The organism is Pseudomonas chlororaphis subsp. piscium (assembly GCF_003850345.1).
Classification (GTDB): domain Bacteria; phylum Pseudomonadota; class Gammaproteobacteria; order Pseudomonadales; family Pseudomonadaceae; genus Aquipseudomonas; species Aquipseudomonas piscium.
This window is the reverse complement of the sequence record NZ_CP027707.1, coordinates 5,006,057-5,027,903: the sequence shown is the minus strand read 5'-3', so window position 1 is coordinate 5,027,903 and position 21,847 is coordinate 5,006,057. Positions and strand designations below refer to the sequence as shown.

General features: G+C 64.6%; 10 protein-coding genes. 8 read left to right on the top strand and 2 right to left on the bottom strand.

What is annotated here, in order from left to right:
- Nucleotides 1–8 precede the first annotated feature (8 nt).
- Entirely contained in the window at nt 9–1,799 is a 1,791-nt protein-coding gene (locus C4K38_RS22470) for an acyclic terpene utilization AtuA family protein (RefSeq protein ID WP_053280270.1), read from the bottom strand.
- A gap of 211 nt (nt 1,800–2,010) precedes the next feature.
- On the opposite strand from C4K38_RS22470, the gene C4K38_RS22465 reads away from it, so the two are divergent.
- The 3 genes from C4K38_RS22465 (at nt 2,011) to C4K38_RS22455 (ending at nt 4,036) form a co-directional block, all read left to right on the top strand.
- Complete coding sequence (locus C4K38_RS22465) at nt 2,011–2,634, top strand: TetR/AcrR family transcriptional regulator (RefSeq protein WP_053280269.1); 624 nt, start codon at nt 2,011–2,013, stop codon at nt 2,632–2,634.
- A 100-nt stretch (nt 2,635–2,734) separates the two neighbouring features.
- Nucleotides 2,735–3,526 carry a substrate-binding periplasmic protein gene (locus C4K38_RS22460; RefSeq protein ID WP_053280268.1) on the top strand — a complete coding sequence of 264 codons (792 nt, stop codon included), beginning with the start codon at nt 2,735–2,737 and terminating at the stop codon, nt 3,524–3,526.
- A 72-nt stretch (nt 3,527–3,598) separates the two neighbouring features.
- On the top strand, nt 3,599–4,036 hold the full coding sequence (locus tag C4K38_RS22455; protein WP_053280267.1) for a hypothetical protein: 438 nt from the start codon (nt 3,599–3,601) through the stop codon (nt 4,034–4,036).
- Nucleotides 4,037–4,077: 41 nt separating this feature from the next.
- On the opposite strand, the gene C4K38_RS22450 is transcribed toward C4K38_RS22455, so the two are convergent.
- Complete coding sequence (locus C4K38_RS22450) at nt 4,078–4,626, bottom strand: RNA polymerase factor sigma-70 (RefSeq protein ID WP_007922891.1); 549 nt, start codon at nt 4,624–4,626, stop codon at nt 4,078–4,080.
- Nucleotides 4,627–5,001: 375 nt separating this feature from the next.
- Here C4K38_RS22450 and C4K38_RS22445 point away from each other — a divergent pair, with 375 nt between their 5' ends.
- The 5 genes from C4K38_RS22445 to C4K38_RS22425 all read left to right on the top strand — a co-directional run bounded on the left by C4K38_RS22445 (nt 5,002) and on the right by C4K38_RS22425 (nt 21,698).
- Nucleotides 5,002–18,018 carry a non-ribosomal peptide synthetase gene (locus tag C4K38_RS22445; RefSeq protein ID WP_053280266.1) on the top strand — a complete coding sequence of 4,339 codons (13,017 nt, stop codon included), beginning with the start codon at nt 5,002–5,004 and terminating at the stop codon, nt 18,016–18,018.
- A gap of 500 nt (nt 18,019–18,518) precedes the next feature.
- Nucleotides 18,519–18,737 (top strand): hypothetical protein, encoded by a 219-nt coding sequence (locus tag C4K38_RS22440; protein WP_124303223.1) that lies wholly within the window; start codon nt 18,519–18,521, stop codon nt 18,735–18,737.
- A gap of 62 nt (nt 18,738–18,799) precedes the next feature.
- On the top strand, nt 18,800–19,264 hold the full coding sequence (locus C4K38_RS22435; RefSeq protein ID WP_081001582.1) for a hypothetical protein: 465 nt from the start codon (nt 18,800–18,802) through the stop codon (nt 19,262–19,264).
- Nucleotides 19,265–19,593: 329 nt separating this feature from the next.
- Nucleotides 19,594–20,412, top strand: a complete 819-nt coding sequence (locus C4K38_RS22430; RefSeq protein ID WP_053280265.1) for an alpha/beta fold hydrolase — start codon at nt 19,594–19,596, stop codon at nt 20,410–20,412.
- Between the two features lie 206 nt (nt 20,413–20,618).
- The gene (locus C4K38_RS22425) at nt 20,619–21,698 is read left to right on the top strand and encodes a hypothetical protein (RefSeq protein ID WP_053280264.1); all 1,080 of its coding nucleotides are present in this window, start codon (nt 20,619–20,621) and stop codon (nt 21,696–21,698) included.
- Nucleotides 21,699–21,847 lie beyond the last annotated feature (149 nt).

The window sequence follows — 21,847 nt, the reverse complement described above, 5'->3', positions numbered from 1 at the left end:
GGCATCCTCTAGTTGACGGCGTCAGCGATGCTCTGCGGCACCGGGATCTGGATTTCCAGCAACTGCTGGGCGAAGGCCTTGCCTTGCGGGTCGATGCGCAGGCTGGCGACACCGCCGCCACCGAGGGCGTTCTCCAGCAGGAAGTTCAGGCTGTGGCTGCCTGGCAGGTACCAGCGCTGGACCCGGCCGTGGATCGGGTCCAGCACATGGCTCATCCAGTCCACTACGACTGCGGGGGTCAAGGCTTCGGCGATCCACGGCAGGTATTCGGGCGCGCGGGCCATGACCCCGATATTGCTGTGGTTGCCCTTGTCTCCGGAGCGCGCCACCGCCAGCTTGACCAGCGCCACGCTGGCATCGGCACGGCCCAGGGGGCTGGCCACGGCATGGGGCGCGGGCAGGGCACTGGAGTCGAGGCTGTCGAGCTCGGACAGCTCGACCCGGTGGCGCTGGCCGGCCATCTCGACCTCCAGGGTGCAGGCGCTCTTGTCGATCAGGAACGAGAACAGGCGGATCAGCGGATAGACCGTGGGTCGGCCGCCGACGATGCCGGTCAGGCCCGGGGCCATGCCCGTGGCGGCCTGGGCGATCTCCCGGGAAAACAGCACCAGCGCACGCTTGTCCGGATGGCGCACGGCGAGCTTGATCACCACTTCGCGGCTGTCCTGGCGCTGGCCGTGGGGACCATAGGTGGCTTCGCTGCCGAGCAGTTCGATATTGACCTCGCTGTAGGGCGCCCAGCCGCGCTGGCCGAACATTTCCGCGGTCTTGTCGATGATCGCCTGGCTGACCCGGCGCGCCTTGGCCACTGCGTCGATGCCGGCGATCAGGCAACTGGCGGTGCAGCGGAAACCGTCCGGGTAGGTGGCGCTGACCTTGTACTGGCCGGTTGGCGGCAGGCCCTTGGCGCCGTGCACGCTGACCGCATTCTTGCCCTGTTGGCGCAGCTTGACCTGGGTGAAGTCGCAGACCACGTCGGGCAGCAGATAGGCCCGCGGGTCGCCGATCTCATATAACAGCTGTTCGCCGACAGTCAGCGGCGTGACCAGGCCGCCAGAACCTTCGGGCTTGCTGACCACGAATTGGCCGTCGGCGCCGACCTCGACTATGGGGAAACCGATGTGTTCGTAGTCCGGTACGTCGCGCCAGTCAGTGAAGTTGCCGCCGGTGCACTGCGCGCCACATTCGATGATGTGCCCGGCGAGGGCGGCCTGGGCCAGTTTGTCGTAGTCGTGCCAGGACCAGCCGAACTCATGCACCAGCGCGGCGCTGACCACTGCGCTGTCGACCCCGCGACCGGTGATGACGATATCGGCACCCAGCTTCAAGGCTTCGACTATCCCGGGGGCGCCGAGGTAGGCGTTGGTGGACACGCATATGGGGGGCAACGGCGCGCCGCTGAACATTTCATGAATGCCGCTGCCGCTCAGTTGCTTGAATTGGGGTTGCAGGTCGTCGCCCAGCAGCACGGCGATTTTCAGGGCAATGCCGGCCTGGTCGCAGGCCGCTTGCAGGGCCGCGGCGCAGGCTTGCGGGTTGACCCCGCCGGCGTTGCTGATGACCCGGATGTTTTGCCGGGCGATCTCGCCCAGCAGCGGGCTCAAGACCTCGACGAAATCCGTGGCGTATCCGGCAGTGGGGTCCTTCATCCGGGCGCCGGCCATGATCGACAGGGTGATCTCGGCCAGGTAGTCGAACACCAGGTAATCCAGGCGGCCGCCCTGCACCAGTTGCGCGGCGGCGCTCGAGGTGTCGCCCCAGAAGGCGCTGGCACAGCCGATGCGAAGGGTCTTGGTCATGGCAGGGGTGCTCTCGATAAAAGACTCGATGAAAGGCGCGATGACAGAACGGGATCGAGACTACCAAGCAAGCGCTTGGTTTGTAAACGTCGGAAATATCTTATTCCCAAGCGCTTGCTTGGTCGTCCCCACGAGCTTAAATTGCGCGCGCAAGCTCCCTGTTTCAGCGGGCTGCGCCGCATAACGATCGAGCGAATGTAGGAGAAAGGCCGTGGACGAGCAAAAAGCCTTGCTGGTGATGCGCCAGCTGGTCGCCAACGGGCAACTGACCGATCCGGACAGCGCCCGCGGCAAGCTGCTGCAAACCGCGGCCCACCTGTTTCGCAATAAAGGTTACGAGCGCACCACGGTGCGCGACCTGGCCGGCGCGGTGGGCATCCAGTCCGGCAGCATCTTTCATCACTTCAAGAGCAAGGACGACATCCTGCGCGCGGTGATGGAGGAAACCATCCACTACAACACCGCCCTGATGCGCGCCGAACTGGCCGAAGCCAGCAGCGTGCGCGAGCGGGTGCTGGCGCTGATCCGCTGCGAGTTGCAGTCGATCATGGGCGGCAGCGGCGAGGCCATGGCGGTGCTGGTCTACGAATGGCGCTCGTTGTCGGCCCAGGGCCAGGCCGACGTGCTGGCGCTGCGCGACATTTATGAGCAGATCTGGTCGCAGGTGCTGGGCGAGGCCAAGGATGCCGGCTTGATCAAGGGTGATGTGTTCATTACCCGGCGTTTTCTCACCGGGGCCCTGTCCTGGACCACCACCTGGTTCCGCGCCGACGGCAGCCTGACCCTCGAACAACTGGCCGAAGAAGCGCTGACCCTGGTGCTCAACGAGCCCTAGGCGCAAGTAATTAATTACTCAGTGGAAAGTTGTCGAAGCGAAGGAAACCGCCTAGCTTTAATGGCACTGCCCTGTTTCCTTTCTTGAGGTAAGTTGCCTGATGTCTTCGCCAATGCGGACGGCTTTGCGAGTGCTGATGTGGGTCCTGGCCACCCTGACGGTTTTTCCGGTCTGCGCCGCGCAGTTGGTGCGAGTCGGCGCGGCGCATTTTCCCCCTTATACCGTGCGCCCCGAGCAGGGCGCCGACACCGGGCTGCTGCCGCAACTGGTAGAGGCCCTGAACGCGCTGCAGAGCGACTACCAATTCGTACTGGTGCCGACCTCGATTCCCCGGCGTTTTCGCGATTTCGAGCAAAGCCGCGTCGACATGGCGATTTTCGAGAACCCGGCCTGGGGCTGGCAGAACATTCCCCACACCAGCGTCGACATGGGCCTGGAAGATGCCGAGATCTTCACCGCCCAGCGCGAACCCGGCCGTGGCCAGGAATATTTCGCCGACCTCAAGGGCAAGCGCCTGGCCCTGTTCAGCGGTTACCACTACGCGTTCGCCAACTTCAATGCCGACCCCAAGTACCTGGCCGACACCTACAACGCGACCCTGACCTATTCCCACGACAGCAACCTGCTGATGGTGTTGCGTGGTCGTGCCGACATTGCGCTGGTAACCCGTTCCTACCTCAGTGATTTCCTCTCGCACAATACCGACACGGCGCAGCAGTTGTTCGCCTCGGAGCGGATCGATCAGGTCTACCACCACTACGCGCTGATTCGCCCCATGGCGCCGATCAGCGGCGAAGACTTCGCCAAGTTGCTGGGGCGCCTGCGCGACAGTGGTGAATTGCTGAAGATCTTCGATCCCTACCGCATCGTGGTCATGCCACCGGCCAAGTGAAGCCGGCCCGCCTAAATTTCTCTCTGCGGCTCACGTCACTTGGTTGAACACCGATGACGCTGAGCCCGTGCCATGTCCTCTCTCGATACGCTGTCCGTTGTGGCTGTTGCCGATACCTGCCGTTGCGTCGCCGATACCGGTGGCCTGCAAGCGGTGCGGCTCGCCGGCCTTGAAACCACCAGTGCCAATCGCGCGCCTGGCACGCCGCCGCCTGCGGGCAGCGAGGTGCTGCAAGCCTTGCGTGGGCAAGAGGGGCGGCGGGACGAGTGGATGGCCGGCTGGTTATCGGCCCTGGTGCATTCGTTATGCCTCGACCACGGGCCGAACGAGCCGGCGTTTGCCGAGGTCGCTGGCCATGAGCCCGATCAGCGGGAGCGTTGCCTGCATTGCCAGAGACCCTTCGATTTTTCCCACAAGCGCGCGGCCTTGCTGATTCTGGCGCAGGGGCCTGGCGTCGAGCATCGTCGGGCCATCGGGGAAGTCGGGCGGGGAGGAGCGTGTTCGCGGTAGCGCCGTGGCGCACGGGTGGCTATCGCGAGCAGAGGCGCGGATCAGTGACGGGCGTAGGTGTCGGCGCGGTTGCCCGAGACTTTGCGGCAGTGCACCAGCGCATCGCGAATCATGAAATTCACCAGTGTCGGCGAGACCCCGAGTTCCTTGGCGATGTCCTTTTGCGGCACGCCATGCAGGCGATACATCTCGAACGCATAACGGGTGCGGCTCGGCAGTTCCGTCAGCGCATCGGCAATGTGTTCCAGGGTCGAGAAGTTGATGTGTGAGGTTTCCGGCGAAGCTCCCTGCACGACCACATTCAGGCCCTCTTCTTCAGTGCCCGAATACTTCTGCTCCAGCGCCTGCTTGCGATAGTGGTCGATCGCCAGGTTGCGCACGATCTGGAACAGATAGCTCAACTGCGCCTTGAACGACGACGTGATCTGCGGCGCCGATTGCAGCCGGAAGAAAGCGTCCTGCACCACGTCTTCGGCGCGGGAGCGGCAGCCGGTAATGCGCGCCGCGATTTTGACCAGGATCAGGCGGTTGTCGACAAAGGCCTGGAGTAGCGGTGAATCGCACCTGCTTGTGGATACTTGTTCCGTCATGGAAATCACCTTGCTGCAAAAGGGTTAGTAGGACGACAGAAATTTCAGATTCGTCTTACACATCGAGCGACAAATTATGTTGAATGATAATGATTGTCAATTGAGAAAGAGAATTAATGATCCTCTTTGGTGCAGAGTGAGAACTGCGGCTCGTTGTCGCACTGGGTGAAGGTGTCAGAGGGGAGAGTGCGGACTAATTATTTCAAGACGTCATCCGTTCTCATTGGAGAAAGATTGCGGGTGAAAAATCCCGCCACAGCAGTCTCCAGATGCCCTGTTCCGAGGGCAGGGGTCTTTATTTTTCAAAGGTTTATGTAACGGTCGCGGCCTTGGTTCGCGGCTCTACGTGCAAGCACAATCCGCGCAGGAAACCCCATGATGGACGCGTTCGAACTCCCCAGCACTCTGGCTCAAGCCCTTCAACGCCGGGCGGCTCAGACCCCCGATCAAGTGGCCTTGCGCTTTCTTGCCGAAGAGCAGGATCAGAGCGTGGTCCTCAGTTATCGCGACCTGGATCTGCGTGCCCGGACTATCGCCGCGGCGCTGCAGGCCAATGCCGGGTTGGGCGATCGCGCGGTGCTGCTGTTCCCCAGCGGCCCGGACTATGTCGCGGCCTTTTTCGCCTGCCTGTACGCCGGGGTCATCGCGGTGCCGGCCTATCCGCCGGAGTCGAGCCGACGCCATCACCAGGAGCGGCTGATCTCGATCATTGCCGACGCCGAGCCGCGGCTGCTGCTGACCAGCAGCGGGCTGCGCGATTCCCTGGCGCAGATGGACGAGCTGCAAGGCGTCGACGCGCCGCAGCTGCTCTGCGTGGATAGCCTGAAGGCGAGCCTGGCCGAGGGCTGGACCGCCACCGAAGTGCGCGGCGACGACATCGCCTTCCTGCAATACACCTCGGGCTCCACCGCCTTGCCCAAGGGCGTGCAAGTCAGCCACGGCAACCTGGTGGCCAACGAGCTGCTGATCCGCCGCGGCTTCGGCATCGACCTCAACCCCGACGACGTGATCGTCAGCTGGCTGCCGCTGTACCACGACATGGGCCTGATCGGCGGCCTGCTGCAACCGATCTTCAGCGGCGTGCCCTGCGTATTGATGTCGCCGGCCTACTTCCTCGGCCGGCCGTTGCGCTGGCTGGAAGCGATCAGCGAATACGGCGGCACCATCAGCGGCGGTCCGGACTTCGCCTACCGCCTGTGCAGCGAGCGGGTCAGCGAGTCGGCCCTGGAGCGCCTGGACCTCAGCCGCTGGCGCGTGGCTTATTCCGGGTCCGAGCCGATCCGCCTGGACACCCTGGAGCGCTTCGCCGAGAAGTTCGCCACCTGCGGTTTCACCCCGAACCATTTCTTCGCTTCCTATGGCCTGGCCGAAGCGACTTTGTTCGTCGCCGGCGGCACCCGTGGCCAGGGCATCCCGGCCCTGCGCCTGGACGAGCAGGCCCTGGCGCAGAACCGCGCCGAGCCGGGCACCGGCAACGCCATGATGAGCTGCGGCACCAGCCAGCCCGAGCACGCCGTGCTGATCGTCGAGCCGAACACCCTGGCCGAGCTGGAAGACAACCAGGTCGGCGAGGTCTGGGCCACCGGCCCGAGCATCGCCCACGGCTACTGGCGCAACCCCGAGGCCACGGCCAAGACCTTCGTCGAGCACGCCGGCCGGACCTGGCTGCGCACCGGCGACCTGGGTTTCATGCGCGGCGGCGAGCTGTTCATCACCGGCCGCTTGAAAGACATGCTGATCGTGCGTGGGCACAACCTTTATCCACAGGACATCGAGCAGACCATCGAGCGTGAGGTCGAGGTGGTGCGCAAGGGCCGGGTCGCGGCGTTCGCCGTCACCGAGCAGGGCCAGGAAGGCATCGGCATCGCCGCGGAAATCAGCCGCAGCGTGCAGAAGATCCTCGCGCCCGAGGCGCTGATCAAGCTGATCCGCCAGACCGTGGCCGAGGCCTACCAGGAAGCGCCGAGCGTGGTGGTGTTGCTCAACCCTGGCGCGCTGCCGAAGACTTCCAGCGGCAAGCTGCAACGTTCGGCCTGCCGCAACCGCCTGACCGATGGCAGCCTTGATAGCTATGCCCAGTTCCCTAGTCGCCAGGCTGTGGCCGGCGAGGCCAGCGGAGAAGCGACCAGCGAACTGCAAGAGCTGATCGGCCGCATCTGGCGCGAGCAGCTGCAGGTGGAGCAGGTGGTGAGCGACGATCACTTCTTCCTGCTGGGCGGCAACTCCATCGCCGCGACCCAGGTCGTTGCGCGCCTGCGTGAAGAGCTCGGCCTGGAGCTGAACCTGCGCCTGCTGTTCGAGGCACCGACCCTCGGCGCCTTCGCCGCCCAGGTCGCGCAACTGCAACAGGATGGTGGCCTGGCCCAGGGCGCGATCAATGCCTTGTCGCGCGCCGAGGCGCTGCCCCAGTCCCTGGCGCAGAACCGCCTGTGGATCACCTGGCAGCTCGACCCGCACAGCAGCGCCTACAACATTCCTGGTGGCCTGCGCCTGCGCGGCGAGCTGGACGAAGACGCCCTGCGCGCCAGCTTCCAGCAACTGATCGAACGCCACGAATCCCTGCGCACGCGCTTTTTCGAGCGCGACGGCCAGGCGCTGCAACAGGTCGAAGCCGCTAGCGAATTCAACCTGCAAGTGGTCGACCTCAGCGACCTGCCGCTGGCCGAGCGCGAGGCGCGGGCGCAACAGATCCGTGAGGATGAAGCCCGTACCCAGTTCGACCTGGAACAAGGCCCGCTGCTCTGGGTGACCCTGGTGCGCCTCGACGACGAAGAGCACCAGTTGCTGGTGACCCTGCACCACATCATCGCCGACGGCTGGTCGCTGAATGTGCTGATCGACGAGTTCTCGCGCCTGTATGCCGCCGCCGTGCAAGGCCAGGCGGCGAGCCTGGCACCGCTGCCGCTGCAATACGCCGACTACGGCAGCTGGCAGCGCCAGTGGCTGGCCCAGGGCGAAGGCGAGCGGCAACTGGCCTACTGGAAACAACAGTTGGGCGACGAGCACCCGAGCCTGAGCCTGGCCACCGATCATCCGCGTTCGGCGCAGCGGCAACACAGCGCCGCGCGTCACAGCCTGCGCCTGGGAGCGAGCCTGAGCGAAGCCATCCGCCAGACCGCCCAGGCCCATGAATCCACGCCGTTCATGCTGTTGCTCACGGCGTTCCAGAGCCTGCTGCATCGCTACAGCGGCCAGCGCGACATCCGTATCGGCGTGCCCAACGCCAACCGTCCGCGCCTGGAAACCCAGGGCCTGATCGGCTTCTTCATCAACACCCTGGTGCTGCGCGCCGAGGTCGATGGCCGCCTGCCATTTAGCGCGTTGCTGGCGCAGACCCGCCAGGCCGCGCTGGAAGCCCAGGCCCATCAGGACCTGCCGTTCGAGCAACTGCTCGAAGCCTTCCCCCAGGCCCGCGAACAGGGGCTGTTCCAGGTCATGTTCAACCACCAGCAGCGCGACCTCGGCGCCCTGCGCCGGTTGCCCGGGCTGCTGGCCGAAGAGCTGCCGTGGCACAGCCGCGAGGCCAAGTTCGACCTGCAACTGCACACTGAAGAAGACCGCAATGGCCGCCTGAGCCTGTCGTTCGACTACGCCGACGAGCTGTTCGAGGCCGCGACCATCGAGCGCCTGGCCGAGCATTTCGTCAGCCTGTTGCGCGAGGCCTGCGAGCGTCCGCGGACCGCCATCGCCGACCTGCCGCTGCTCAACCCCTGCGAGCAGGCACAGCAGCAACAGTGGAGCGAAGCCCCTTGCGCGGCGGCCAGCCAATGGCTGCCCGAACTGCTCGACGCACAACTGCAGCAGACCCCGGAACGCACCGCGCTGGTGTGGGAGGGCGGCGAGCTGAGCTTCGCCGAGCTGCACGCCCAGGCCAACCGCCTGGCCCATTACCTGCGCGACAAAGGGGTCGGCCCGGATGTCTGCGTGGCCATCGCCGCCGAGCGTTCGCCGCAGCTGTTGATCGGCCTGCTGGCGATCGTCAAGGCCGGCGGCGCCTATGTGCCGCTGGACCCGGACTACCCGGCCGAGCGCCTGGCCTACATGCTGGCCGACAGTGGCGTCGAGCTGCTGCTGACCCAGACCCAGCTGCTCGAGCGTCTGCCCCAGGCCGAGGGCGTCAGCGCCATCGCCATCGACAGCCTCAAGCTCGACAGCTGGCCCAGCCATGCGCCGGGCCTGCACCTGCACGGCGACAACCTGGCGTATGTGATCTACACCTCCGGTTCCACCGGCCAGCCCAAGGGCGTGGGCAACACCCACGCGGCCCTCAGCGAACGCTTGCAGTGGATGCAGAATACCTACCGCCTGGACGCCAGCGATGTGCTGATGCAAAAGGCGCCGATCAGCTTCGACGTGTCGGTGTGGGAGTGTTTCTGGCCGCTGATCACCGGCTGTCGCCTGCTGCTGGCCGCCCCGGGCGAACACCGCGACCCGCATCGCATCGCCCAGTTGGTGCAGCAATACGGCGTGACCACGCTGCACTTCGTGCCGCCGCTGTTGCAGCTGTTCGTCGATGAGCCGCTGAGCGCCGAGTGCAGCAGCCTGCGCCGGCTGTTCTCCGGTGGCGAAGCCTTGCCGGCCGAATTGCGCGACCGGGTACTGGAACAACTACCGAACGCCCAACTGCACAACCGCTACGGTCCGACTGAAACCGCGATCAACGTTACCCACTGGCATTGCCGCGGCGTCGATGGCGAGCGTTCGCCCATCGGTCGTCCGCTGGGCAATGTGATCTGCCGAGTGCTGGACGCCAACCTCAACCCGGTGCCGGCCGGTGTGCCGGGCGAATTGTGCATTGCCGGGATCGGCCTGGCCCGTGGTTACCTCGGTCGCCCGGGGCTGAGCGCCGAACGTTTCGTCGTCGACCCGCTGAGCACCGAGGGCGCGCGCCTGTACCGCACCGGCGACCGTGTGCGCTGGGCAGCCGATGGCGCCCTGGAATACCTCGGGCGCCTCGATCAGCAGGTCAAGCTGCGCGGCTTTCGCGTCGAACCCCAGGAAATCGAAGCGCGCCTGCTGGCCCAGGAGGGCGTGGCCCAGGCCGCGGTGCTGGTGCGCGAGACCGCGGCCGGTGCACAGCTGATCGGTTATTACACCGCTACCTCTGATGTGGAGGAGGAAGAGACGCAGACCGAGCGCCTGAAAACCGCCCTGGCCAGTGAGCTGCCGGAGTACATGGTGCCGGCGCAACTGATGCTTCTTTCGGCCATGCCCCTGAGCCCGAGCGGCAAGCTCGACCGCCGTGCCTTGCCGGAGCCGCAATGGCAGGTGCGTGAACACGTCGAGCCGGCCACCGATCTGCAACGGCAGATCGCGGCGATCTGGCGCGAGGTGCTGGGGCAGCAGCGCATTGGCTTGCGCGATGACTTCTTTGCCCTGGGCGGCCACTCGCTGCTGGCCACGCAGATCATTTCCCGCACCCGCCAGGCCTGCGACGTCGAGTTGCCGCTGCGAGCCTTGTTCGAAGCCAGCGAGCTGGGCGACTTCGCCGAGCAGGTGCGGTTGATCCAGGAATCCGGCAAGCGTAACAAGCAGCCGCCGATTGCCAAGGTCGACCGCAGCGCGCCTGTGCCGCTGTCCTATTCCCAGCAGCGTATGTGGTTCCTCTGGCAGATGGAGCCGGATAGCCCGGCCTACAACGTCGGCGGCATGGCGCGCTTCAAGGGCGTGCTGGATGTCGGGCGTTTCGAGGCGGCGCTGCAGGCGCTGATCCTGCGTCACGAAACCCTGCGCACCACGTTCCCTAGCGTCGACGGCGTGGCCCAGCAACGGGTGCACGAGGAAACCGGCGTGCGCATGGCCTGGAAGGATTTCTCCAAGCTGGATGCAGCGGCCCGCGAGCAACGCCTGCAACAGCTGGCCGACAGCGAGGCGCACCAGCCGTTCGACCTGGAAACCGGCCCGCTGCTGCGCGCCTGCCTGGTCAAGGCGGCGGAGCATGAGCACTACTTCGTGCTGACCCTGCACCACATCGTCACCGAAGGCTGGGCGATGGACATCTTCGCCCGTGAATTGAGCGCGTTGTACGAAGCCTTTATCGACGACCGCGACTCGCCGCTGGAACTGCTGCCGGTGCAGTACTTGGATTACAGCGTCTGGCAGCGCCAGTGGCTGGAGTCCGGCGAGCGTCAGCGCCAGCTGGATTACTGGACCGCGCAACTGGGCAACGAACACCCACTGCTGGAACTGCCGGGCGACCGTCCGCGGCCGCCGGTGCAAAGCCACCAGGGCGAGTTGTACCGCTTCGACCTCAGTGACGAACTGGCGGCAAGGGTGCGTCGCTTCAACGCGGAACACGGCCTGACCCTGTTCATGACCATGACCGCCACGTTGGCCGTGCTGCTCTATCGCTACAGCGGCCAGACCGACCTGCGCATCGGCGCGCCGGTGGCCAACCGCATCCGCCCGGAAAGCGAAGGGCTGATCGGCGCCTTCCTCAACACCCAGGTACTGCGTTGCCAGCTCGACGGGCAGATGAGCGTCGGTGAACTGTTCGAGCAGGTGCGGCACACCGTGATCGAAGGCCAGTCCCATCAGGACCTGCCGTTCGACCACCTGGTGGAAGCCCTGCAACCGCCGCGCAGCGCCGCCTACAACCCGCTGTTCCAGGTGATGTGCAACGTCCAGCGCTGGGAGTTCCAGCAGAGCCGCAGCCTGGCCGGCATGACGGTCGAGTACCTGGCCAACGATGCGCGGGCCACCAAGTTCGACCTCAACCTGGAAGTCACCGACCTCGACCATCGCCTGGGTTGCTGCCTGACCTACAGCACCGACCTGTTCGACGAACCGCGCATCGCGCGCATGGCGGCGCACTGGCGCAACCTGCTGGAGGCCTTGATCGAGAGCCCCGAGCAGCGCCTGAGCGAATTGCCGCTGCTCGACCGCGCCGAGCAACAGCAGCTGCTGGACAGCCTGGGCGTCGAGCCCGGCGAACACCGCCTGGACCAGTGCATCCATCACCTGTTCAGCGAACAGGCGCTGCTGCGCCCGGACGCGCCTGCCCTGACTTTCGCCGGGCAGACCCTGAGCTACGCCGAGCTCGACAGCCGCGCCAACCGCCTGGCCTGGATGCTCCGTGAGCGTGACGTCGGCCCGCAGGTGCGGGTCGGCCTGGCCCTGGAGCGCTCGCTGGAAATGGTCATCGGCCTGTTGGCGATCCTCAAGGCCGGCGGCGCCTACGTGCCGCTGGACCCGGAATACCCGCTGGACCGCCTGCACTACATGATCGAAGACAGTGGCATCGGCTTGCTGCTCAGCGACGCGGCGATGTTCCAGGCCCTGGGCCAGCTGCCGCCGAGCGTGGCGCGCTGGTGCCTGGAAGAGGACGGCGCGCAACTGGCCAACTACCCGGCCGGTGAGCTGCCCTTTATCAGCCTGCCGCAGCACCAGGCGTACCTGATCTACACCTCGGGTTCCACCGGCAAGCCCAAGGGCGTGGTGGTGTCCCATGGCGAGATCGCCATGCATTGCCGCGCGGTGATCGAGCGCTTTGGCATGCGCCCCGACGACTGTGAACTGCACTTCTATTCCATCAACTTCGACGCCGCCACCGAGCGTTTGCTGGTGCCGCTGCTCAGCGGTGCCCAGGTGGTGCTGCGGGCGCAAGGGCAGTGGGACACCGAAGAAATCTGCCAGCTGATCCGCCAGCACCGCATCAACATCCTCGGTTTCACCCCGAGCTACGGCAGCCAGCTGGCGCAGTGGCTGGCGACCCAGGGCGAAACCCTGCCGGTGCGCATGTGCATCACCGGCGGCGAAGCGCTGACCGGCGAGCACCTGAGCCGCATTCGCGCGGCATTCAAGCCGAGCCTGTTCTTCAACGCCTACGGCCCCACCGAAACCGTGGTCATGCCTTTGGCCAGCCTGGCGCCGGAACAACTGGAGGAGGGCGCCGGCAGCGTGCCGATCGGCACGGTGGTCGGTGAGCGCGTGGCCTACATCCTCGACGCCGATCTGGCCCTGCTGCCGCAAGGCGCCACCGGTGAGTTGTATGTCGGCGGGGCCGGCCTGGCCCAGGGTTACCACCAGCGTCCGGGCATGAGCGCCGAACGTTTCGTGGCCGACCCGTTCAGCACCACTGGCGGCCGCCTGTATCGCACCGGCGACCTGGTGCGCCAGTGCGCCGACGGCCAGGTGGAATACATCGGTCGGGTCGACCATCAGGTGAAGATTCGCGGCTTCCGTATCGAGCTGGGGGAAATCGAAAACCGCCTGCTGGAACATGAGGCCGTGCGTGAAGCCGTGGTGCTGGCCCTGGACATGCCGGGCGGCAAACAGCTGGCCGGCTATCTGGTGACCGATGTCGCCGAGCAGAGTGACGAGCAGCAAGCTGCCTTGCGCGAGGCGATCAAGGCGCAGCTGAAAATCCATCTGCCGGATTACATGGTGCCCACCCACCTGGTCCTGCTGGCGAGCATGCCGCTGACCGCCAACGGCAAGCTCGACCGCCGTGCCTTGCCGGTGCCGGACCTGGAGCTCAACCGCCAGCAGTACGTGGCGCCGAGCAACGAGTTGGAGCAGACCCTGGCCCAGGTCTGGTGCGACGTGCTGAACCTGCGGCAGGTCGGCCTGCACGACAACTTCTTCGAACTGGGCGGCGATTCGATCCTGTCGATCCAGGTGGTCAGCCGCGCCCGTCAGCTGGGCATTCATTTCAGCCCGCGGGACCTGTTCCAGCATCAGACCGTGCAGACCCTGGCCGCGGTGGCCAGCCGCAGCGAGCAGATTGTTGCCGAGCAAGGCTTGCTCAGCGGCGGGTCGGGCCTGACGCCGATCCAGCACTGGTTCTTCGACAGCGAGATCCCCGAGCGTCAACACTGGAACCAGGCCCTGCTGCTGGCGCCGACCCAGACGCTCGATGGGCAGTTGTTGGAGCAAGCGCTGCACGCGGTGCTGGCCCAGCATGACGCTCTGCGCCTGCGCTTTACCCAGGTCGACGGCCAATGGCAGGCCACGCACCAGGGGTTGTCCGAGGCGCCACTGCTGATGCCGGTGCGCGTGGCTTCGATGGAGCAATGCCCGGCGCTGTTCGCCGAGGCTCAGCGCAGCCTCGACCTGAGCAACGGACCGCTGTTGCGCGCGCTGCTGGTGGACGGTCCGCAGGAGCAGCAACGCCTGTTCATCGCCATCCACCACCTGGTGGTCGACGGCGTGTCCTGGCGGGTGCTGCTGGAGGATCTGCAAAACCTCTACCGCCAGCTCGAAGCTCAGCAGACGCCGCGCCTGCCGGCGAAAACCAGCGCCTTGCGCGATTGGGCGTCACGCCTGCAGGCCTATGCCGGCAGCGAGTCGCTGCGCGAAGAGTTGAGCTGGTGGCAGGACCAACTGGCTGGCCCGGCGGCGACGCTGCCGGTGCAGCACACCCAGGGCGGGCGGCAGAACAAGCATGCCCGGACCCTCAGCGTGAAACTGGATGCCGAGCGCACCCGGCAACTGCTGCAACAGGCGCCGAGCGCTTACCGCACCCAGGTCAACGACCTGCTGCTGACGGCCCTGGCCCGCGTACTCTGCCGCTGGACCGGCGAGGCTTCGGCGCTGATCCAGCTCGAAGGCCACGGCCGCGAAACCCTGTTCGACGAGATCGACCTGACCCGCACGGTCGGCTGGTTCACCAGCGCTTACCCGCTGCGCCTGACCCCGCTGGCTATAGAGGAAGCGGCCGGGCAGGGCGCCTCGATCAAGGCGATCAAGGAACAGCTGCGCGCCGTACCGCATAAAGGCCTGGGGTATGGCGTGCTGCGCTACCTGGCCGACGCGGCGATCCAGCAGGGCATGGCGGCCTTGCCGCAGGCGCCGATCACCTTCAACTACCTGGGCCAGTTCGACCAGAGCTTTGCCAGCGACGCGCTGTTCCGTCCGCTGGACGAGCCGGTGGGCGCTGCCCATTCGCCGGAGGCGCCGCTGCCCAACGAGCTGAGCGTCGACAGCCAGGTCTACGCCGGTGAGCTGGTGTTGCGCTGGACCTTCAGCGACGAGCGTTTCGACCCGCAGACCATCGACGCGCTGGCCCAGGCCTACCTCGGCGAACTGCACAGCCTGATCGCCCATTGCCTGCAGGACGATGCCGGTGGCCTGACGCCGTCGGACTTCCCCCTGGCGCGCCTGACCCAGGCGCAGCTGGACGCGCTGCCGGTAGCGGCCAGCGCCATCGAGGACGTCTACCCGCTGACCCCGATGCAGGAGGGCATGCTGCTGCACACCCTGCTGGAACCGGGCACCGGCCTGTACTACATGCAGGATCGCTACCGCATCAACAGCGAGCTGGACCCGGCGCGTTTCGCCCAGGCCTGGCAGGCGGTGGTGGCCCGTCACGAAGCCTTGCGCGCGTCCTTCTGCTGGAACGTCGGCGAAGACATGCTGCAGGTTATCCACAAGCCGGGCAGCACGCCGATCGAGTTCCTGGACTGGAGTGCCGTCGCGCAAGACGAGCAGGAGCCGAAGTTGCAAGCGCTGCTGAAAAGCGAGCGCGAAGCCGGTTTCGATCTGCTCGAGCAGGCGCCGTTCCACCTGCGGCTGATCCGCGTGGGCGCCGCGCGCTACTGGTTCATGATGAGCAACCACCACATCCTGATCGATGCCTGGTGCCGTTCGCTGTTGATGAACGACTTCTTCGAGATCTACACCGCCCTGGGCGAAGGTCGCGAAGCCCAGCTCAGCGTGCCGCCGCGCTACCGCGACTACATCGGCTGGCTGCAACGCCAGAGCCTGGCGCAAGCGCGCCAGTGGTGGCAAAACAACCTGCAAGGCTTCGAGCGCACCACGCCTATTCCGAGCGACCGGCCGTTCCTGCGTGAGCACGCCGGCGACAGCGGCGGCATGGTCGTCGGGGACTGCTACACCCGTCTCGATGCCCGCGACGGTGCGCAACTGCGTGAGTTGGCGCAGCAGCATCAGCTGACCGTCAACACCTTCGCCCAGGCGGCCTGGGCCCTGGTCCTGCGGCGCCTGAGCGGCGAGCGTGACGTGCTGTTCGGCGTCACCGTGGCCGGGCGCCCGGTGGAGATGCCGGAGATGCAGCGCACCGTCGGCCTGTTCATCAACAGCATCGCGCTGCGGGTGAAACTGCCGGAAGACGGCCAGCGGCTGAGCGTGCGCCAATGGCTGGGCGGCCTGTTGGAAAGCAACATGGAGCTGCGTGAGTACGAATACCTGCCGCTGGTGGCGATCCAGGAAAACAGCGAACTGCCCAAGGGCCAGCCGCTGTTCGACAGCCTGTTCGTGTTCGAGAACGCGCCGGTGGAAGTCTCGGTGCTGGACCGTGCGCAAAGCCTGAACGCCACCTCGGATTCCGGCCGCACCCACACCAACTTCCCGCTGACCGCGGTGTGCTACCCGGGGGATGACCTGGGGCTGCACCTGTCCTACGACCAGCGTTACTTCGAGCAAGCGACCATCGAGCGCATGCTCGGCGAGTTCAAGCGCCTGCTGCTGGCGCTGGTGCAGGGCTTCCATGGCGACATGGCCGAGCTGCCGCTGCTGGGCGAAGCAGAGCAGGACTTCCTGCTCGCCGGCTGCAACCAGAGCGAGCATGACTACCCGCTGGAGCGCAGCTACGTCGAACTGTTCGAGGCGCAGGTGGCGGCCCATCCGCAACGCATCGCCGCCAGTTGCCAGGACCTGCAATACAGCTATGCCGAACTGAACCAGCGCAGTAACCGCCTGGGCCACGCCCTGATCGCCAACGGCGTGGGCCTGGACCAGCCGGTGGCCCTGTTGGCCGAGCGTAGCCTGGACCTGCTGGGCATGATCATCGGCAGCTTCAAGGCCGGCGCCGGCTACCTGCCGCTGGACCCGGGCCTGCCGGGCCAGCGCCTGGGGCGGATCATCGAGCTGAGCCGCACGCCGTTGCTGGTCTGCACCGCGGCCTGCCAGGCACAGGCGCAAGCCTTGCTCGACGAATTCGCCTGCGCCAACCGACCACGCTTGTTGGTGTGGGAAGAGGTGCAAGCGGCCGATCATTCGCTGGACAACCCAGGCATTTACAGCGGCCCGGACAACCTGGCCTATGTGATCTACACCTCGGGTTCCACTGGCCTGCCCAAGGGCGTGATGGTCGAGCAGCGCGGCATGCTCAACAACCAGCTGAGCAAGGTGCCGTACCTGCAATTGAGCGAAGCCGATGTGATCGCCCAGACCGCGTCGCAGAGCTTCGATATTTCGGTCTGGCAGTTCCTTGCCGCGCCATTGTTCGGCGCGCGGGTGGACATAGTGCCGAACGCCATCGCCCATGACCCGCAAGGCTTGTTGGCTCATGTGCAGGCCCAGGGCATCACGGTGCTGGAAAGCGTGCCGTCGCTGATCCAGGGCATGCTCGCCCAGGAGTCCATCCACCTCGATGGCCTGCGCTGGATGCTGCCGACCGGCGAGGCGATGCCGCCGGAGCTGGCGCACCAGTGGCTGTTGCGTTATCCCCGGATCGGCCTGGTCAACGCCTACGGTCCGGCCGAGTGCTCGGATGACGTGGCCTTCTACCGCGTCGACATGGCCTCGACCCGTGGCAGCTACCTGCCGATCGGTACGCCGACCGACAATAACCGCCTGTACCTGATGGATGGCGCGCTGGACCTTGTGCCGCTGGGCGCGGTGGGCGAGCTGTGCGTCGCCGGTACCGGGGTCGGCCGTGGTTACGTCAGCGATCCGCTGCGCACCGCCCAGGTGTTCGTGCCCCATCCGTTCGGTGCCCCGGGCGAACGCCTGTACCGCACCGGCGACCTGGCCCGCCGCCGTGCCGATGGCGTGCTGGAATACGTCGGGCGCATCGATCACCAGGTGAAGATCCGTGGCTACCGCATCGAGCTGGGGGAAATCGAAGCCCGCCTGCACGAACAACCGGAAGTCCGCGACGCGGCGGTCGGCGTGCAGGAAGGCGTCAACGGCAAGCACCTGGTGGGCTACCTGGTGGCGAGTGATTTGGCGCTGAACCCAAACGAACGCCTGGAGCGCATCAAGCAACGCCTGCGCGCCGAGCTGCCGGAATACATGGTGCCGCTGCACTGGCTGTGGCTGGAGCGCATGCCGCTCAACGCCAACGGCAAGCTCGACCGCAAGGCCCTGCCGGCCCTGGAGATCGGCCAGCTGCACAGCCAGGACTACCTGGCACCGCGCAGCGAGCTGGAGCAAACCCTGGCCGCTATCTGGGCCGAGGTGCTCAAGGTCGAGCGGGTCGGGGTCCGGGACAACTTCTTCGAACTGGGCGGGCATTCGCTGCTGGCCACGCAGATCGCCTCGCGGGTGCAGAAAACCCTGCAACACAACGTGCCGCTGCGGGCGATGTTCGAGTGCAGCACGGTGGAGGAACTGGCGCAGTACATCGACAGCCTGGCGAGCAGTGAAATCAACGAGGAGAAGGTCGATCGCCTGAGCGATCTGATGGCGGAGCTGGAGGGGCTTTAATCAGCGTCGTCAGCTCTAGCCCTATCGTGGGCAAGCTGGATACCCCAATCGGGCGCCATGATGGCGCCCAAATCTGAACCTTCACCTGGCAGGGCCTCACCACCGAGGTCCTGCTCACTCCCGGCTGGCCCGAGTGCCATCGCCACCTCTACGGCTATCCGCTGCCCATCTTCGCAGTTTTAAAAAAAACGTGGTCCTCCGGGTTGAATTATTCATCTTCGCGATCAGGGCGATTCAGTCTTTCACTTAGAGTGATTCGAGTTAATCCATCTTCCAAATTTGACTTTTGACGCTAACTTTAGTTGCTATGCTCTTACAGTGGGTTGACTATCAACGTCATTGCCACGCCAGCAATAATGGCAGATCGTTATTTTGGAGTTTTTATGGACATGGAGCTGTTTGACGCGAGCCATTACCAAGCCCCCGAGACACCAAAACGCCATTGATGTTCTGCTTGCACGCCTCCAGTTATTTCAACGGCTATGTTTCGGAGAATTAAAATGTCCAATGAAAAGTTTGACCGCGTAGCAGCGAATCTGTCTGTTGCCGATATAAGCACTGCAATAGCTTCTGGTTTGCAAAGAGCGCTTGATGCTCGTGGAGAAGCGTTGCGCGATAAAATTCTTATTTATGGCGGAAGGATTGACTTCAACATTCAGGTACTCCCCCAAAGCGCGGTAGGCGAGCTCAAGGAAGTTGCCAATATTGGCAAGGTCTAGGTTTTTCGGCATTTTTTCGTCAAGCCGATAGGGACAGAAGGAATGCTGGTGGAGGGAATAAAATGCCACCCAAATCGTTGGAAAAATCCCGCCGATTGATTGAAACCGGTCGAAATAAAGAGCTTCTGTGCCCAAGTGCTCAGCCGGACTGGGAAGGAGCGAAAATATTCGGGGTGGTGAATGGCACGGTGGCAGCTCCTGAAGTAGCTTACCTTTCACAAGCAATACCCATGACCAAAGAGCTGGCTGAATCGACAGTCCCTGTCAGTCCGGCAGAGGTATTTCGCATTTCCGCACCCTGTGCGGAAATGCGATGCCAGCACTACAAGGAAGGAGGCTGCCAGCTTGTATCGCGCACCGTAGATAAATTAAAAACGGTAACAGACAAACTTCCCCGTTGCTCGATAAGAGCCTCCTGTCGCTGGTGGAATGAACAGGGACCCGATGCCTGTTTCCGCTGTCCGCAAGTTGTAACCAACAGTTTTTCCCAGGATGAGATGATCATTATTGCGGCAACCCCGATATAGCTCAAAGTGTGAGTCTCGTTGAAGATGAAAGGACTCTGAACAACTTGCACTTTCTGATATGAGCTTTGCGTCTATTCACCCCTTCTGGAGGGGAGTTGAAGGGACCGGCTGTGCCGCTCCTCGATATTTCATTCAAGGGTGTCGAGGGTATACACATCGTTCAGGCGTTCAGCAGCCTAGATGGATTCCATCATCTTCTGTGGGTGCAAGTTTGCTCGCGTAAAACCTCCAGGCTTGCACGGCCCTTAGGACTTGTCCGATTGACGGCAACCCTTCACCGGCACAGTCTACCGAGGCTTTTTCGCAGCCCACCTGACAGGAGACAGTTGATGCCCTTCGCGACTATTGATGGACAACCCCTTCACTACCTGGACCAGGGCAGCGGCTCCGCGGTGCTGCTGGCCGGCAGTTACCTGTGGGACCTGAACATGTGGGCGCCGCAGATCGAGGCGTTGTCCCGGCAGTACCGGGTGATCGCCTTGGACCTGTGGGGCCACGGCCAATCCGGCGCGTTGCCCCAAGGCACCGCCTCGTTGGATGACATCGCCCGGCAGGTGCTGGCGCTGCTGGATCATCTTCAGATCGAACGCATCACCCTGGTCGGCCTGTCCGTGGGCGGCATGTGGGGCGCGCGCCTGGCCCTGGCGGCGCCGCAGCGCATCAATGGCCTGGTGCTGATGGACACCTACCTCGGGGCCGAGCCGGAGCCGACCCGCCAGTACTACTTCTCGTTGTTCAAGCAGATCGAAGAAGCGGGGACCATCCCATCACCGCTGCTGGACATCGTGGTGCCGATTTTCTTCCGTCCTGGTATCGACCCGCAGTCGGCGTTGTACCAGGACTTCCGCGCCGTCCTCGCGGCACTGCCCAGCGAACACCTGCGCGAAAGCGTGGTGCCCATGGGCCGCATCACTTTCAGCCGTGCAGACCTGCTGTCGCGCCTGAACCAGCTGGACCCCAAGACCACCTTGCTGCTGTGCGGCGACCAGGACAAACCGCGCCCGCCTTCGGAAACCAAGGAAATGGCTGAGCTGATTGGTTGCCCTTACCAACTGGTGCCCGAGGCGGGGCATATCTCCAACCTGGAGAACCCGGCGTTTGTCACCGAGGCGTTGTTGAAGTTTTTGGCTGAGCGGCATTCTTGCTGATGCCTCGGCGGCGCCCGGGCTGACGTCATCGCGGGCAAGCCTCGCTCCTACAGAAGCCGCATTTCCCCTGGCGGATCACGTTCCTCTGTAGGAGCGAAGCTTGCTCGCGATGCGATCCCACGGCCACCACCCAGCCCTCTGTTATAGTCGCGCCCGGCGCAGGTCCTAGCACCTGCGCCGGGCGTTTTCATTCAGGGACAGGGGCCATGACGGAACACATTCATTGGCGGGATATCGAGGATCTGGCTGGCAATTGGAACGGCCTCGGGGTGGACGTCAAGCGCCTGGCCAGCGGCAAGCCGAATCTGCGCCTGCTCAGTGGCAACAACCGACGCATGCAACTGGTGCTGGGTGACCAGACTCTGCTCTGGGGCACCATGTCCCGCTGCCTTTACGGCGTGTGGCTGGTACGCAATCACCTGCTGGAGCAATTGCCGCAAACTCTGGTGGGGCCCATCGATTCGCCCCAGGTGGAGCAACAGGTACGCCTCGACCCGGCCCTGCGCCTCAAGGCCTGGAGCCGCTTCTTCGTCCAGCAATTGATGCAGCACCAGCCGGACTTTCTTTACTCCGGTTACTGGCTGGTACGGGCCCTGCGCCCGGAATCCCCCAAGCCGATGCGGCCGTTGCTGAGCGGCACCGAGGCCTGGTACTTCAAGGGCGGCGAAGACGCCCTGAGCCATATGCCGCAGTGGGCGATCTACGGCCGCAACATCCTCGACAACCAGCAACCCGGCGCGGCGCGCTGGGTCGAGTTGGGCGAGAGTGGCGGCGCAGTGGTTGGCCTGCATGCAGTGGACCCGCATTCCGGGCGCCTCAAATGGTGGCGCAAGAAAGCCCGCGAAGGCAGCTTGCCGCCCATCCTGCTGTGGTACGTCAGCGGCCTGAGCTGCCACCTGATTCTCGATGGCCATTACCGCTTGCAGGCGGCCATCGATGAAAACCTTCCACCGGAGTTCCTGGTGCTTAGCTCGCCGCGGCTCTTCAGCTATCGCCCGAACCCGCAAGAGCAGCAGAAGGTACTGGGGGCGCTGCAGATGCAGATCCAGCGCAAGAACCTGGAGACGGTGCGCTTCAATCAACTGCTGATCAGCACCTTCGATGACCGTCCGTATCACGGCTTCGGCAGCCAGTCGTGGGCCGGGATTGCTTCGGAAAAGGGGTGGATCGATCAGGTCAGCGGCCTTCTCAACGAACGGGGAGACACGGGCGAACTGGAGAACATCCTCGCCCGCGAAGCACCGGACGAGTTCGCTAGAGCCTTACACACAGGCGCCGAATTCTGACACGCCCCTGTAGCCGCTGCCGTAGGCTGCGATCGGGCGCGAAGCGACCGTAAACCAGGCGATGGGGTTTTGCCTGACACACCGCATGGGCAGGTTTGGCGCCTGCTACGCAGTCGATCGCAGCCTGCGGCAGCGGCTACGGTGAGGCA